Origin of the sequence: Mesorhizobium sp. M6A.T.Ce.TU.016.01.1.1, assembly GCF_003997065.1 — a bacterium.
Lineage (GTDB): Bacteria > Pseudomonadota > Alphaproteobacteria > Rhizobiales > Rhizobiaceae > Mesorhizobium > Mesorhizobium mediterraneum.
Genome location: NZ_RZTJ01000007.1, coordinates 24,570 through 39,058, shown reverse-complemented (window position 1 = coordinate 39,058; position 14,489 = coordinate 24,570). Strand labels below are relative to the sequence as shown.

13 protein-coding genes are annotated in these 14,489 nt (G+C 62.3%); 5 read left to right on the top strand and 8 right to left on the bottom strand.

The features are described 5' to 3' along the window. The first annotated feature begins 141 nt into the window (after window positions 1-141). From EOC94_RS15365 to EOC94_RS15355, 3 genes are all read left to right on the top strand, one after another. Window positions 142-975: a LysR family transcriptional regulator gene (locus EOC94_RS15365; protein ID WP_245465574.1), complete on the top strand. Its 834-nt coding sequence runs from the start codon at window positions 142-144 to the stop codon at window positions 973-975. A gap of 201 nt (window positions 976-1,176) precedes the next feature. Further along, a complete protein-coding gene (locus EOC94_RS15360; RefSeq protein ID WP_126106410.1) occupies window positions 1,177-3,501 on the top strand; it encodes an NADP-dependent malic enzyme in 2,325 nt (774 codons plus the stop codon). 81 nt (window positions 3,502-3,582) lie between these two features. Continuing rightward, complete coding sequence (locus EOC94_RS15355; protein WP_127291569.1) at window positions 3,583-4,779, top strand: DUF2865 domain-containing protein; 1,197 nt, start codon at window positions 3,583-3,585, stop codon at window positions 4,777-4,779. Here the strand turns inward: EOC94_RS15355 and gltX are convergent. The 5 genes from gltX to EOC94_RS15330 form a co-directional block, all read right to left on the bottom strand. Next, entirely contained in the window at window positions 4,697-6,070 is a 1,374-nt protein-coding gene (gltX, locus tag EOC94_RS15350) for a glutamate--tRNA ligase (RefSeq protein ID WP_127291566.1), read from the bottom strand. The genes EOC94_RS15355 and gltX overlap by 83 nt on opposite strands. Window positions 6,071-6,206: 136 nt before the next feature. Continuing rightward, entirely contained in the window at window positions 6,207-8,012 is a 1,806-nt protein-coding gene (locus EOC94_RS15345) for an ABC transporter ATP-binding protein (RefSeq protein WP_126106407.1), read from the bottom strand. 489 nt (window positions 8,013-8,501) lie between these two features. Continuing rightward, a complete protein-coding gene (locus EOC94_RS15340) occupies window positions 8,502-8,915 on the bottom strand; it encodes a GNAT family N-acetyltransferase (RefSeq protein WP_127204152.1) in 414 nt (137 codons plus the stop codon). A 55-nt stretch (window positions 8,916-8,970) separates the two neighbouring features. Beyond that, window positions 8,971-10,686: an NAD+ synthase gene (locus tag EOC94_RS15335; protein WP_127291563.1), complete on the bottom strand. Its 1,716-nt coding sequence runs from the start codon at window positions 10,684-10,686 to the stop codon at window positions 8,971-8,973. 109 nt (window positions 10,687-10,795) lie between these two features. After that, the gene (locus tag EOC94_RS15330; protein ID WP_127291559.1) at window positions 10,796-11,509 is read right to left on the bottom strand and encodes a DNA-3-methyladenine glycosylase I; all 714 of its coding nucleotides are present in this window, start codon (window positions 11,507-11,509) and stop codon (window positions 10,796-10,798) included. Between the two features lie 84 nt (window positions 11,510-11,593). Between EOC94_RS15330 and EOC94_RS15325 the strand changes: the two genes are divergently transcribed. Next, window positions 11,594-12,157 (top strand): DUF1003 domain-containing protein, encoded by a 564-nt coding sequence (locus tag EOC94_RS15325; protein ID WP_127291556.1) that lies wholly within the window; start codon window positions 11,594-11,596, stop codon window positions 12,155-12,157. Continuing rightward, window positions 12,154-12,741: a DedA family protein gene (locus tag EOC94_RS15320; RefSeq protein ID WP_127291554.1), complete on the top strand. Its 588-nt coding sequence runs from the start codon at window positions 12,154-12,156 to the stop codon at window positions 12,739-12,741. The genes EOC94_RS15325 and EOC94_RS15320 overlap by 4 nt, the downstream gene beginning before the upstream one ends. 3 nt (window positions 12,742-12,744) lie before the next feature. Here EOC94_RS15320 and EOC94_RS15315 read toward each other — a convergent pair whose 3' ends face one another. From EOC94_RS15315 to EOC94_RS15305, 3 genes are all read right to left on the bottom strand, one after another. After that, the gene (locus tag EOC94_RS15315; protein WP_127291551.1) at window positions 12,745-13,329 is read right to left on the bottom strand and encodes a hemerythrin domain-containing protein; all 585 of its coding nucleotides are present in this window, start codon (window positions 13,327-13,329) and stop codon (window positions 12,745-12,747) included. Between the two features lie 40 nt (window positions 13,330-13,369). Further along, complete coding sequence (locus tag EOC94_RS15310) at window positions 13,370-13,729, bottom strand: diacylglycerol kinase (protein ID WP_029352991.1); 360 nt, start codon at window positions 13,727-13,729, stop codon at window positions 13,370-13,372. Between the two features lie 76 nt (window positions 13,730-13,805). Then, window positions 13,806-14,225, bottom strand: coding sequence for a GFA family protein (locus tag EOC94_RS15305; protein ID WP_127291549.1), 420 nt, complete (start codon window positions 14,223-14,225; stop codon window positions 13,806-13,808). Between the last annotated feature and the right edge of the window lie 264 nt (window positions 14,226-14,489).

The following is a 14,489-nucleotide window of genomic DNA, read 5'->3' as shown; positions in this document are numbered from 1 at the left end:
ATCTCCGGTCGCAATTGCGTTCCGGAAAGACTGTCAGCTATTCGATATCCTATCGATGACGTGTTCAATGATTTTTGATATCATCAAGATATGGAACTTCGGCATTTGCGACATTTCCTCGCTGTTGCGGAGGAATTGCATATGGGGCGTGCAGCCCTGCGGCTGGCCATGGCGCAGCCTCCGCTTAGTCAATCGATCGGGCGTCTGGAGAAGGAGCTCGGCGTCAAGCTGTTCGAGCGAGCCAACCGCCGCCTAACCCTGACGCGCGCAGGCTCGGCCTTCGTAGACGAGGCTCGGGCATCCGTGCGGCACGCCGATTCGGCGCTTCACATCGCCCGCGCAGCGCATGACGGCGAAGCTGGCGAGATCAGGGTCGGCTTCGTTTCGGCGGCTCTCTACGAGCATCTGCCGCATCTCCTGTCTCGGCTTCGCGAGAAATATCCGGACATCCGTCCAAAGCTCATCGAGGCGTCCACCAATGAGCAGATTGCGGCGTTGTCGCGCAGTGAGATCGACGTCGGTTTCGTGCATCCACCGCTCGGGACCGACGAACGTCTCGACATCCATGACTATCCTGCTGAAGATCTCGTCGCCGTTCTGCCAGATGACCGGCAGACACACGGGGTGACGCTGGCGGACATTGCCCACCATGGGCTCATCATGTTTCCGGCTGCACAAGGCCCGGCGCTCCATGCCCGCATCATGGACACGTTCACCAAGGCTGGCCTCGACGTGCGGATCGTCCAGGAGGCAACGCGGGCACTAACCATGCTCTCGCTCGTGTCCGCCGGCTTGGGCGCGGCCCTGCTGCCACGATCGACACAGCGCCTTATGTTTCGGGGCGTCCGCTATGCACCGATCACCGGCGTATCGCTGCCAGCGTGGCCACTTGCCGTGATTGCGAAACGGCGGCCACGGCCGACCATTGTCGATAGCGTCTGGAGACTTCTTGATGGTCGTCCAGACGCGACTTGACCGGACCACCCGGCCGCGCGAGGCGCTCGATGACAGCCGCGCCGGCCGCGACACGGCAGGTGAGAATTTCATTGCAACAATCTGACATAGATGAGTTTTTGATGATTCTTCCGCCTAATTGGCGGTTGCGTCATTTGGCATCGTGAAAAACCAACGCTGCATGCTAAAAGGGCGTCAAGGCAGGATCGCAGGGAGGCCCGTATGGAAGGCGAAAGCAAAAAAGCAGCCCGGTCGGACCTCGACGAAGCCGCCCTCTATTTTCACAAGCATCCAAGGCCTGGAAAGCTTGAAATCCAGGCAACCAAGCCGCTCGGCAACCAGCGCGACCTGGCGCTTGCCTATTCGCCCGGCGTCGCGGCGCCCTGTTTGGAAATCCGCGACAATCCAGCAACCGCCGCTGACTACACGGCGCGAGCCAATCTGGTCGGCGTCGTCTCCAATGGTTCGGCCGTGCTCGGTCTTGGCAATATCGGCCCGCTCGCCTCCAAGCCGGTGATGGAAGGCAAGGCGGTGCTGTTCAAGAAGTTCGCCGGCATCGACGTCTTCGACATCGAGATCGACGCGCCTGACATCGAGCGCATGGTCGAGACGATCTCGGCGTTGGAGCCGACCTTCGGCGGCATCAACCTCGAGGACATAAAGGCGCCCGAATGCTTCGAGGTCGAGGAACGGCTGAAGGCCCGCATGGCCATACCGGTCTTCCATGACGACCAGCACGGCACCGCGATCATCGTCGCCGCCGCCGTGCTCAACGGGCTGGAGTTCGCCGGCAAGACGATCTCAGACATCAAGATCGTCACCTCCGGCGCCGGGGCAGCTGCCCTTGCCTGCCTCAACTTGCTGGTTTTGCTCGGCGCGCGCGTCGAGAACATCTGGGTCACCGACCGTTTCGGCGTCGCTTACAAGGGTCGCGTCGACGAGATGGACCGTTGGAAGGACCCCTACGTGAAAGATACCGAGGCGCGCACGCTGGCCGATGTGCTGCCGGGCGCCGACGTGTTCCTCGGTCTTTCGGCCGCCGGCGTGCTGAAACCGGAACTGCTCCAGCATATGGCGCCAAAGCCGCTGATCCTGGCGCTGGCCAACCCCAATCCCGAGATCATGCCGGAAGTGGCACGAGCTGCACGACCCGATGCGATGATCTGCACCGGCCGCTCCGATTTCCCCAATCAAGTCAACAACGTACTCTGCTTTCCTTATATATTCCGTGGCGCGCTGGACTGCGGCGCCAGCGCCATCAACGAAGAGATGAAGATGGCCGCGGTGCGGGCGATCGCAGCCCTTGCCCGCGAAGAGCCGTCCGATGTCGCCGCCCGCGCCTATTCCGGCGAAACGCCGATCTTCGGGCCCGATTTCCTGATCCCCTCGCCCTTCGATCCGCGGCTGATCCTGCGCATCGCGCCGGCGGTGGCCAAGGCCGCCTGCGACACCGGCGTCGCCACACGGCCGATCACCGACATGACGGTCTACATCGACACGCTGAATCGCTTCGTCTTCCGCTCCGGCCTGGTCATGAAGCCGGTGTTCACGATGGCCAAGACGTCGAACGCCAAGCGCGTCATCTATGCCGACGGCGAGGACGAGCGCGTGCTGCGAGCCGCGCAAGTGGTGCTGGAAGAAGGCATCGCCGAGCCAATCCTGATCGGCCGCCCGCATGTCATCGAGGTCAGGCTGAAACGCTACGGGCTGCGCATCAAGCCGGGCGTCGACTTCGGCCTGATCAATCCCGAGGACGATCCGCGTTATCGCCACTATGTCGACCTTTTGATCGAGCTCGCCGGCCGGCGCGGCGTGACGACGGAAGCCGCGCGCACCATGGTGCGCACCGACAACACGGTGATCGCAGCACTTGCCCTCAAGCGTGGCGACGCCGACGCCATGGTCTGCGGCCTGGAAGGACGTTTCGAGCGGCATCTGCGCAATGTCACCCTGATCATTGGCCCGCGCGCCGGTATCAGGGATCACGACCTGTCGACGCTTTCCATGCTGATCTCGCAGCGCGGCATCATTTTCCTCACCGACACCCATGTCACCGTCGATCCGACGGCCGAGGAAATCGCCGAGATGACGGTGCTGGCGGCGGAAGAAATCCAGCGCTTCGGCATCGAGCCCAAGGCCGCCCTGCTGTCGCATTCGGATTTCGGCTCGCGCGATTCGCCGAGCGCGCTCAAGATGCGGCAGGCAGCGGCGATCCTGGCGCGCATCGCGCCCGACCTGCAATGCGACGGCGAGATGCATGCCGATTCGGCTCTGTCGGAGGAGCTGCGCCAGCGCGTCTATCCGCATTCGCGGCTGAAGGGCGAAGCCAATCTGCTGGTGTTCCCCAATCTCGATTCGGCGAACATCACGCTTACCGCGCTGCGCACGATGATGGACGCGCTGCATGTCGGGCCGATCCTGCTCGGTACCGACAGACCGGCGCATATATTGACACCGTCGGTGACGTCGCGCGGCGTCGTCAATATGACGGCACTCGCCGTGGTCGAAGCCGCCCACAAGGCGCAGGCGGTCGTAAATCTGGGCTAAAGCGGGCTTTCGCGGTAAGCTAAATATACAACCGCAAAGCGGTAGCTTTCGCGACGGCCTGTTAAACGGAGTTCACGGCGAATGACGGGCGGAGGGTGGAATCTGACGCGTGCCGCCGTACTGCTCGGTGCCTTGACGTTATCAAGCTTTGCCGTCACCGAGCCGCATGCCGCCTCCCGTGTTTGCCGCCAGTTGGAGACCGATCTCGCGGCCGCTGCGCGTGGCGGCGGTGGCAAGCCGGCCCTGCTCAGGAAGTACGACGACGCGATCGTGCGGCAGCGCGAGCAGATTTCAAAGGCAAGCCGCCAGTTCGACAGCGCCGGCTGCGGCTTTTCGCTGGTCGGCCGCAATCGCAACACATGCGCTGCACTCGAGGCCACGCTCGACCGCATGAACGCCAATCTCGATGCCCTGCAGGTCAAGCGCGCGCAGCTCGCCGGCGGCGGCTCGCGACGTGATCGAGCACGCATACTGGCCTCGCTCGACGCCAATGGCTGTCATGATAGCGCCGTGCCTTCGAAGCGTGTGCCTGTCCCCGAAGCGAACCGTGAAAACGGCAAAGGAAATCTGCTCGATCGGCTTTTGGGCGACGCCAGAAGTCAGCCCGATGCGCTGGATGAGCCGAGCGATCCCGATGAACAACGCGGTATCCGCGCCATGATCAATCGGCCAGACGGCATGGACCTGCCACGTCTTGGCGGCGAATTCCGCACAATGTGCGTGCGCACCTGCGACGGCTATTTCTTCCCGATGTCGAACGCCGCCTCGCTGGGCGATTTCGAGCGCGACCAGAAGAACTGCGATTCGAGCTGCCCCGGCACCGAGATGCAGGTGTTCTATACGCGCGGCATTGGCGACGATTCGGCCTCGATGACGTCCTCGATAACCGGCAGGCCCTACAGCGAACTGCCGACCGCCTATCTCTACAAGCAGCCCGAAACATCGCGGCCGTCGGCCTGCGGCTGCAACGCCTCGCGGAATTTCGAGATCATCGCCGGCAATCCGCCAAGCCCGGAGCAGTCCGAGGCCGACGTGGAGACCACGCCGTCCGTTCCGGTGCCTGCCGCCAGACCCGATCCAGGCGCCGACCCGGAGACTTTGGCCAATGTCGAAGGCGGGCTCGATCGCGAAGCCATCAAGCGCCTCGCCGTCAAACCCTCGCCGACGACCTTGCTGCCGCCGGAACGGCGCAAGGTCAGGGCCGTCGGGCCAGCGTTCCTTCCCGACCCAGCAGCGGCAACAGGTCTGCAAGCTCCGGCCCTGAAGGCTGTCCAGTAAGCGCCAGCCTGAGCGGCATGAACAGCGCCTTGCCCTTGCGGCCGGTCGCTTCCCTGATCCTGCCCGTCCACTCCTTCCAGACCGACCCGTTCCAGGGATCTTCCGGCAAAAGATCGAACGCCTGGCGAAGGAAATCGCGGTCGATATCGGAAAAGTCCGGCTGCTCCTGCGGGCCGTCGCGAAGTGTGCGCCACCAGATCGCTGCATCGGCCAGCCTATCGAGATTGCCGCGCACCGCCAGCCAGAAGGGCTCGGCCTGTTCGCCGGAGATGCCGAGCACGATCAGTCGGTCACGCGCCTCGGAAAACGGCATATGGTGCAGCAGTGTGCGATTGAGCACGAAGAGCTCGTCCGGATCGAACTTGGCGGCAGATTTCGACGTCGCGGCCGGATCGAAGCGCCGGGCAAGCTCGGCCATGTCAGGCACCGCCACGACATTTTCCGAGGTGCCGACAAGCACGGCCAGCGAGGCGACGGCCATCGGCTCGATGCCGGTCTCGCGCAGGCTCTCGATCGAGAGCGCGCCGCTCCGCTTCGACAGGCCCTCGCCCGATGCGGTGGTCAAGAGATTATGGTGGCCGAACACCGGCGGCTCGGCACCAAGCGCCTGGAACAGGGCGATTTGCACGCCGGTATTGGTGACGTGGTCGTCGCCGCGGATCACGTGGCTGACGCCCATCTCGATGTCGTCGACTACCGAAGGCAAAGTGTAGAGATAGGTGCCGTCCTCGCGCAGCAGAACCGGATCGGAAAGCGAGGCAAGATCGACGGTTTCCTCGCCGCGCACCAGATCGTTCCAGTGGATTTCGGTGCGCTCCGGCGCTAAGGGATCACTGGTGAAATTGGGCAGGAGAAAGCGCCAGTGCGGCCGGCGGCCATCTGCCTGGTATTCGGCGACCTGCTCAGGCGTCAGCGTCAGCGCCTCCCGACCATAGACCGGCGGCAGGCCGCGCGTGCGGCGCACCTTGCGCCTGAGATCGAGCTCTTCCGGGGTTTCGTAGCAGGCATAGAGAAGGCGCGCCGCCTTCAATTTCTCCACCATCGCATCGTAGATCTCGAAGCGCCGTGACTGGTATTCCGTGGCGTCCGGAAAGATGCCCAGCCAATGCAGGTCGTAGAGGATGGCGTCGGAGAATTCCTGCGTCGAGCGCGCGACGTCGGTGTCGTCGAAACGCTGGATGAAGCGGCCCTTGTTGTTCATGGCGAACAGCCAGTTGAACAGCGCGGTGCGCGCATTGCCGATATGAATGCGGCCGGTCGGTGATGGGGCGAAACGGACGGTGACTGTCATGGGCGGGGCGTACCGGATGGTTTTCGTATTGACAAGACACGCCCCCGCGCCTGGCGGCAGACATAGAACATGACGAAGGCGATGAAAAGGCGGCAGCGCCGCGCGTCCATTAACACGCGCGCGGCGCTGTAACCCGTCAGATCACCAGCCCCTTCGTCAATTCGAGCGCCTGGCGCTCGAACAGCCGGCGGTAGATGCCACCCTGCAGCCGGATCAACTGGTCATGCGAACCCTCTTCGACGATGCGGCCGCGATCGAACACCAGAAGCCTGTCCAGCGCCCGCACCGTTGAAAGCCGGTGCGCGATGACCAGCGTCGTGCGGCCGACCATCAAGCGCTCCATCGCCTGTTGGATCAGCACCTCCGATTCCGAATCGAGGCTCGACGTCGCCTCGTCCAGGATGAGGATCCGCGCATCGGCGAGGAAAGCGCGCGCGATCGCCACGCGCTGGCGCTCGCCGCCCGATAGTTTCACGCCGCGCTCGCCGACCAGCGTGCCATAGCCTTTGGGCAGATCGACGATGAAGTCGTGCGCGCTGGCCAGCCGCGCGGCGTGCTCGATCTCGGCTTGCGTGGCGCTCGGCCGGGCATAGGCGATGTTTTCGGCCAGCGACCGGTGGAACAGGATGGGCTCCTGCTGGACGATGGCGATCTGCCCGCGCAGCGACGCCTGCGCCACCCCGGCAATATCCTGGCCGTCGATCAGGATGCTTCCCGCGTTCACGTCGTAAAGGCGCTGGATCAGCTTGACGAAGGTCGTCTTGCCCGAGCCCGAATGGCCGACCAGCCCGACGCGCTCGCCAGGCGCGATGTCCACCGAAAAGTCGCGATAGAGCGGCAGGCGGTGGCTGCCATAGTGGAAGGTGACATCGTCGAAGCTGATGCGGCCGTCGGTGATGCGGATCGGCTTGGCGCCGGGCACATCCTCGATGCCGAGCGGCTCGGACTGGAAGTCGACCAGTTCCTCCATGTCGTTGATCGAGCGCTGCAAATTGCGGATATGCGTGCCGATGTCGCGCAAATAGCCTTGCAGCACGAAGAACGAGGTCAGCACGAAGGTGACATCGCCGGCGCTCGCCTGCCCCCACGCCCACAAAAGCAGCGAAAATCCGATCACCGCGGTTCTCAGAAGCAGCAGCATCGCCCCTTGCGTGGTGCCGTTGACGGTGCCGCGCACCCAGGTGCGGCGCGTGCGAGCGCGCCATCTGGCAACCACCTTGGCAAGGCGCGTTTCCTCACGTTCCTCGGCGCCAAAGCCCTTGACCACCGCATTGCAGCTCACCGCATCGGCCAGCGAGCCGCCAAGGCGCGTGTCCCATGCGTTGGCAAGCCTTGCCGCAGGCGCGACATAGCCAAGCGACAGCAGCGCCGTCACCGCGATGAACAGCACCGAGCCTGCAGCGACTACGGCACCCATCAGCGGCCAGAACCAGCCGAGCAGCAGCGTCGAGCCGACAAGCATGACGACGGACGGCAGCAGCGCGATCAGGATCGTGTCGTTGAGCAGATCGAGCGCCCACATGCCGCGCGTTATCTTGCGCACGGTCGACCCGGCGAAGCTGTTGGCATGCCAGTCGGTGGAGAAGCGCTGGACGCGGTGGAAGGCGTCGGCGGCGATATCCGCCATCATCTTCAGGGTCAGCTCCACGATGGCCATGAAGGCGAGGTTGCGCAGCACGACACCGGTGAGCGCCAGAGCCACCAGCATGGAAAACGCCGCCATCGCCGCATTCCACGCGACATCGTCGGCCGCAGCGCTGCTGGCAACGGCGTCGACCAGCCGGCCCGAATAGAGCGGCGTCAGCACGTCGGCCAAGGTCGACAGCAGGAACGTGCCCATGATGAGCGTAAGCCGCCACGGCTGGCGCCGCCAATGGCTAAGCGTGAAGCCAAGGACGCTGCGAAAGGCGCCCGCGCGCAAATCTATCTGAAAACGAGCCATGATGTCATTCGGGCGCAAGCGAGCCCGGTCCCGGTAAGGTCGAAAATTGAAAAAACCCGCGTTGGGCGAATTAGCGCCCGGGAATGCGGAGGTTCGGCATATTTGGCGGCTCGCCCGAAGACGGGCGGCGACCGGCATCGACGAACGCCTGATGTCAGATGGGCTTGGGCGTGAAGGTGAAAACCTTCTGGCGCGCCTTCTGAGACCTAGGCTTCGCGGCCTCGCATAACGATGTCAAATCCTGCCATTCGGTCCTCCCGTTAGAGCGACATGCGTCCATTCGGACGCACAAAGTACGCTCTAACTTTGAATCTGCGCATCGTGCTTTCCGAAAATCGATGCCGATTTTCGGGCCGATGCGTAGGAATCGCGGAAAGGCGTTTATAGAGATGCCTCACCGCCACGCCAAGCCAGCGAGCGACCGAAAGCGCATCTGGTCCAACCAGTGAGACGTTTTTGCAACAATCGCGGGTTGTGCAATTTCCTCGTTCAGGCGGTCGAAATGCGGTCGAGACGCATATAGCGGCCATCGGTGGACGGCCTGAAACCAAGCTTCTCGTAGACCGCATGGGCATCATTCGTCGACAGGCTCCAATGGGTGACTGTCTTGCAATCCGGATGATCGATAAGCGCCTGGACAAGCCGCGTGCCGATGCCTCGCCCGCGATATTCCGGCCAGATGATGATATCGGCCAGATAGGCAAACACCGTGCGGTCGGTGATCGCCCGGCCAAAGCCGATCTGCTTACCGTCGGCATAAGCACCAACGCAAAGCGAGTTGGCAAAGGCGCGGCGGTGAAGTTCGTCGCTGCGCCCGCTGCCCCAATAGCTTGCCATCAACAGGTCGGAGGTCGCCCGGAAGTCAATCCGCGACACGTCGAAGCTGATTTCACAATCAGGCATGGCTATCCCATTGAGCATCCGGCCCCAGCCATTTCACAGGGGCGAGAAACGGCGCCTATCCGCCATCCCTGAACCGGTTGGTGATGGGATAACGGCGGTCGCGGCCGAAATTCTTCTTGGTGATCTTCACGCCGGGCGCTGCCTGCCGGCGCTTATATTCCGCGATGTAGAGCAGGTGCTCGACGCGCGTCACCGTCGCCCGGTCGTGGCCGCGGGCAACGATCTCGTCGACACCCATCTCGTTCTCGACCAGACACTCCAAGATGTCGTCCAGCACCGGATAGGGCGGCAGCGAATCCTGATCCGTCTGGTTCTCGCGCAGTTCCGCCGACGGCGCCTTGTCGATGATATTGTTCGGGATCACCTCGCCGGAAGGGCCTAGCGCGCCAGGCGGCACGTGCGTATTGCGCCAGCGCGACAGCGCATAGACCTGCATCTTGTAGAGGTCCTTGATCGGGTTGAAGCCGCCATTCATATCGCCGTAGAGCGTGGCGTAGCCAACCGACATCTCGCTCTTGTTGCCGGTGGTGACCACCATCGAGCCGAACTTGTTGGAGATCGCCATCAAAATGGTGCCGCGCGCGCGGCTCTGCAGGTTTTCCTCGGTGATGCCTTCCTTGGTGCCCTCGAAAAGCTGCGTCAGCGTATGCAGGAATCCCTCGACCGGCTCGAAGATCGGCACGATATTGTAGCGGCACCCAAGCGCACGGGCGCAATCTTCAGCGTCCTTGAGCGAGTCCTTCGAAGTGTAGCGGTAAGGCATCATCACGGCGCGCAGCCGTTCCTCGCCGAGCGCATCGACGGCAAGTGCGGCGCAGATCGCCGAATCGATCCCGCCGGAAAGCCCGAGCACCACGTTCTTGAAGCCGTTTTTGTTGACGTAGTCGCGCAGGCCCAGCATGCAGGCGCGGTAATCGGCCTCCTCCTTCTCCGGGATTTTCGACATCGGCCCTTCGGAGCAGATCCAGCCCTCGGAATGATTTCCACTTTGCACACCTGCGGCGGAGCGGTTTCGCTTCCAGGTGGTGACGTTGACCGTCTCCTCGAACTGGCTCATCTGGAAGGCGAGCGTCTTGTCGGCGCCGATGGCAAACGACGCGCCGTCGAAGATCAGCTCGTCCTGGCCGCCAAGCTGGTTGGCATAGATGATCGGCAATCCGCATTCGATGACCTGGCGAATGACGATCTGGTGGCGAACGTCGACCTTGCCGCGATAATAGGGCGAGCCATTCGGCACCAGCAGGATTTCCGCACCGCTTTCGGCCAGCGTCTCGCAGATGCCGACATCGCCCCATATGTCTTCGCAGATCGGAATCCCCAGGCGCACGCCGCGGAAATTGACCGGTCCCTGGATTTCAGGGCCAGCCTGGAAGACGCGCTTCTCGTCGAATTCGCCGTAGTTCGGCAGATCGAGCTTGTAGCGCTCGGCAAGGATCTTGCCGCCATCGGCAACGATGATCGAATTGTGCGTGCCGCTCTTGCGCTTCAGCGGCGTGCCGATGATGACGCCCGGCCCGCCATCGGCGGTATCGCCAGAAAAATCCTTCGCCGCTCGTTCGCAGGCCTTCAGGAATGCAGGCTTCAGCACCAGGTCCTCGGGTGGATAGCCGGCGAGGAAAAGCTCGGTGAACAGCACGAGGTCTGCGCCCTGGCGAGCGGCATCCGCCCTCGCCTCGCGCGCCTTGGCGAGATTGCCGGCGACGTCGCCAACCGTCGGATTGAGCTGGGCGACGGCGATGCGCAATATCTCGGAAGCGGTGTTGTCGGTCATGCCTGCTGACTTAGCGCGACAGAATTCGCCGGGCAATGGCGTTCATTTGGACCACTGACAGAGTGACATATGTCATTCGTGTCAAACCGATCGACATATCGATCGTGTCCTATTCGCCCATATATTCGCCCAGTGCCTCCGGCGAGTGGTTCTCGCCGATCGACATCGCCAGAATGCGCGAAATATGCCGGCGCGGCAGCCCGGTTTGCGCCGCCCAGGCATTGATCTGGTTCTGGATCTTGTCGAGATCCCTCTTCGAGGTCGGGCTTTCGGCGATGTCCAGGCCGGCGTCGCGCAGCGCCGCCGCCATGTCGGCCGAGACGATGAAGGCGTCCCAGTCCAGCCATCTCAGAAAATACTGGCCGGTGTGGCCGCCGAGCCGGCTGCCATGCTTGCCGAGATAGGCCATCAGCCCGATCTGATCATCCGCCGGCCAATCGGCGAGGAATTTGCCGAAGCCGCCATGCTCCTTCGACACCCGGTCGACAAAGGCCGCGTTGTCACGAACGGATTTGATCTTCTGCGGGTTGCGCACGATGCGTTGATCGGCCGTCAGCTCGTGCCAGAAATCATCGGGCTGGAACAGCAGCCGCTTCGGCTCGAAGCGCAGGAACGCTTCTTCGAAACCAGGCCATTTCTGCTCGATGACGCGCCAAACGAATCCGGCCGCGAAAACACGCTCGGCCATGATCGAGAGGATGCCGTCGTCGGCAACGTCAGCCACCGCGGCATTGTCGGGCATAGGCCCCAGCAGCGATGCCAGCGCCGCTTCCCCGCCCTTGCGTTTGGCCGCGCGGGCGCGGATTTTCTGAAAATCCATCATTGTTTCCTCACCTTATCGCGTCAATCTACCACTTCCCGTGCGAACCAGTAGCCTCTACCTCTATCGCTGACGACGGAGGCGACGATGAACAAGACGATCGAGGAACTGGCGAACCGTTGGCTGAAGCGAAAGCCGGACGGCCTCAGCGCACCTGAAAACCGGGTGCTGCAATCAACGATCGAGCGCACCACGATCTCCAAGGATACCAACAAGGCTGTCGCCTTTCACCAGACGTTTGGCGACCGCCTCGCCGACACCATCGCCCGGATCGGCGGCTCGTGGTCCTTCATCCTGACATTCATTGCCTTCCTGATCCTGTGGACGGCAGGCAATGTCTGGCTTTTGACGCGCGACGCCTTTGATCCCTATCCCTTCATCTTCCTCAACCTCGTGCTTTCCATGGTCGCGGCCCTGCAGGCGCCGGTGATCATGATGGCGCAGAACCGCCAGACCGAGCGCGATCGTATCGATGCCGCGCACGACTACGAGGTCAATCTCAAGGCCGAGATCGAGATCATGGCGCTGCATGAAAAGCTGGACGAACTGCGCCACAGCCAGATCGTCGGCATGCGCGACGAGATCGCGCAGCTGGCCGAACAGGTGAAGCGGATCGACGAGATTCTGTCGAAGCAGCGGACGCGTCCATGACGGATGCCATCCATAATCTCATCGAGCAATATGGGCTGATTGCCGTCTTTCTGGGCTGTATCGCCGAGGGCGAAAGTGCCGCCCTCCTTGGCGGTTTTTTCGCGCATCAGCATGTCTTCGTCCTGTGGCAGGCCTTTCTCGCGGCTGCCATCGGCGCCTTTGTCGGCGACATTTTCTTTTTCACCCTCGGCCGAAGCTTCGCCGACCATCCGCTCGTGATTAAATTGAGGGGTCGGCCAGGCTTCAGTCACGCCTATCGTCTCGTCTCCAGCCATCCCGACATTTTCGTGCTGTCGAACCGCTTTATCTATGGCCTGCGCCTGGTCGGCGGCATCGCCGCCGGATTGTCCGGCATTGGCGTGGCGCGCTTTGTCATCCTCAACGCCATTTCATCAATCATCTGGGCCGCATTGTTCGCCGCCCTCGGCTATGTTTTCGGATTGGGCGCCGAGCGCATCGTCGGCCAGGCGCTGGCCCGTCACGAGCGATTGCTGATCGCCCTGGCGATTGGCCTGGGCGTGGCCGTCCTTGCCTGGTTCGTTGCCCACCAAGTTGCCGGCAAGGAGCGCGCCAAGGAAATGTAAGGATCAGTCGATACCGAGCGCGCGGCCACGATCGAGGATCAGCGGAATGATCAAATCTTCCTCATCGGCAAGGTGCCGGGTCAGCATCGCGATCAGCCGGCTGTTCTCGTCGGCATAGGCATCGGCGGCGAAGCGCTGCTTGTCCTCGCTGTCCTGAAGCGTGCGGATGAAGGCGTTCGCCGTCTCGGCATTGCGCTCCAGCCCCTCATGGATCGTGTGATGATCGGCATCGAGAATCTCGAAGCCGCGTTTCAGCCTTGTCTCCGCCTTGGCGAAGACCGGAAAATAATGATGGACCTCGACATTGTGGTGGCCGTCGAGATGGCCGAGAAAATGGTTGAGGCGCGGCGCGAACCAGCGCGCGAACTCCGGCGCCGTCAGCCTGCCCTCGCGATAGTCGCCGATACCGTTGGTCAGCATGCCGCCGAGTTCGCGGAACATGTCGTGCCGCTGCAGCCACATAGTGGCGATGCCGTGAATGTTGGAATGTGCGTGCCAGACCTCGCGCGGGTATTTTTCGGCCAGCCAGCGCAGATCGTCCGGCAGGCCTGCTCGCTCGAGCAGAAGAAAATCGGCACCTTCACCCATGACGGTCTCCTTTGGTAACCGTCATATAAGAGCTGAACTACTAGATCGGTAACCCCAAGATTCGCTCGATGATGGCGATGCCCCAGACGCCGGCAACGATCACCACCGAAATCAGCACCGCCAGCGAGCCGCAGTCCTTGGCGAGCTGGATATCGACGTTGAATTCCCGGCTGAATGCATCGCATGCCGCCTCGATGCCGGTGTTCAGCACTTCGACCATGATCAGAAGCAGCACCGCGCCGATCAGCAGCGCATAGCCGCGCCACGACACTGAAACAAACCAGCCGAGCGGCAGCGCCAGCACGAGCAGCATCAGCTCCTGCTGGAAGGCTTTTTCGCTGGAAGCCAATTTGCGAAACGCCCGCACTGAATTGAAGAAAGCATCGATCAGCCGCTGCATGCCAAACCTTTTCCGAATCACCGGCAGGGGATAGCGCAACGGCCGGATCAAGGGAATAAGGCGATTGCTGCAAAAATCATTCGTCGGCGACCTTGATCGACGGGGCCGACCTTTCGAACTGCGGCAGCGTATCGTCGATCGAATAATAATCTCCCTTGTCGCCGACAAAGATATGGCTTTGGCCGGAAAGGCCGGATGGCCTGTCGAAGGAGCCGGCCATGATCGAAATTGAGTCCAGTTCGCCATGCTTCCAGAACAGCAGCGAGCCGCAGGTCCTGCAGAACCCGCGCTTGGCCACATCGGAAGCACCATACCAGGCGAGCGCATCCTTCCCTTCGATATCGATGTCGGCGTCCTTGGCAGCGGTTGCGGCAACGAAATGCCCGGTCTGCTTCCGGCACTGTGAACAATGGCAATAGACGACACCGCGCAGCGGACCCCGCGTCCTGAAGCGCACGGCTCCGCACAGGCATGATCCGCTGTGATTGTCATCCATCTCGGCCTCCAACGAAATCGCCATCCATGGCATCGGCATCGTTGTCAGGATTCCAGTTTTGCAGCGACTGTGCCCAAGCAAATGCGACATTCGGCGGGCATGTTCCGCACAGCACGGTTTGTACAAAGCGGTTGGGAGCGCGGGCGCTGACCGGTTTGGGCCATCGGCGCCTCCGTTCTGTTCCTCGCGCAAGGTGCATAACCAATTGCATTTCGCAATCAGTTTATCGCAAGGCGCCTGGAATTCAATGCGGAACTTCGCGGG

Bases quoted from the DNA above. Each gene is read 5' to 3' on its own strand.
- EOC94_RS15365 (WP_245465574.1), top strand. From the start codon at position 142: ATGGGGCGTGCAGCCCTGCGGCTGGCCATGGCGCAGCCTCCGCTTAGT.
- EOC94_RS15360 (WP_126106410.1), top strand. From the start codon at position 1,177: ATGGAAGGCGAAAGCAAAAAAGCAGCCCGGTCGGACCTCGACGAAGCC.
- EOC94_RS15355 (WP_127291569.1), top strand. From the start codon at position 3,583: ATGACGGGCGGAGGGTGGAATCTGACGCGTGCCGCCGTACTGCTCGGT.
- gltX (WP_127291566.1), bottom strand. From the start codon at position 6,070: ATGACAGTCACCGTCCGTTTCGCCCCATCACCGACCGGCCGCATTCAT.
- EOC94_RS15345 (WP_126106407.1), bottom strand. From the start codon at position 8,012: ATGGCTCGTTTTCAGATAGATTTGCGCGCGGGCGCCTTTCGCAGCGTC.
- EOC94_RS15340 (WP_127204152.1), bottom strand. From the start codon at position 8,915: ATGCCTGATTGTGAAATCAGCTTCGACGTGTCGCGGATTGACTTCCGG.
- EOC94_RS15335 (WP_127291563.1), bottom strand. From the start codon at position 10,686: ATGACCGACAACACCGCTTCCGAGATATTGCGCATCGCCGTCGCCCAG.
- EOC94_RS15330 (WP_127291559.1), bottom strand. From the start codon at position 11,509: ATGATGGATTTTCAGAAAATCCGCGCCCGCGCGGCCAAACGCAAGGGC.
- EOC94_RS15325 (WP_127291556.1), top strand. From the start codon at position 11,594: ATGAACAAGACGATCGAGGAACTGGCGAACCGTTGGCTGAAGCGAAAG.
- EOC94_RS15320 (WP_127291554.1), top strand. From the start codon at position 12,154: ATGACGGATGCCATCCATAATCTCATCGAGCAATATGGGCTGATTGCC.
- EOC94_RS15315 (WP_127291551.1), bottom strand. From the start codon at position 13,329: ATGGGTGAAGGTGCCGATTTTCTTCTGCTCGAGCGAGCAGGCCTGCCG.
- EOC94_RS15310 (WP_029352991.1), bottom strand. From the start codon at position 13,729: ATGCAGCGGCTGATCGATGCTTTCTTCAATTCAGTGCGGGCGTTTCGC.
- EOC94_RS15305 (WP_127291549.1), bottom strand. From the start codon at position 14,225: ATGGATGACAATCACAGCGGATCATGCCTGTGCGGAGCCGTGCGCTTC.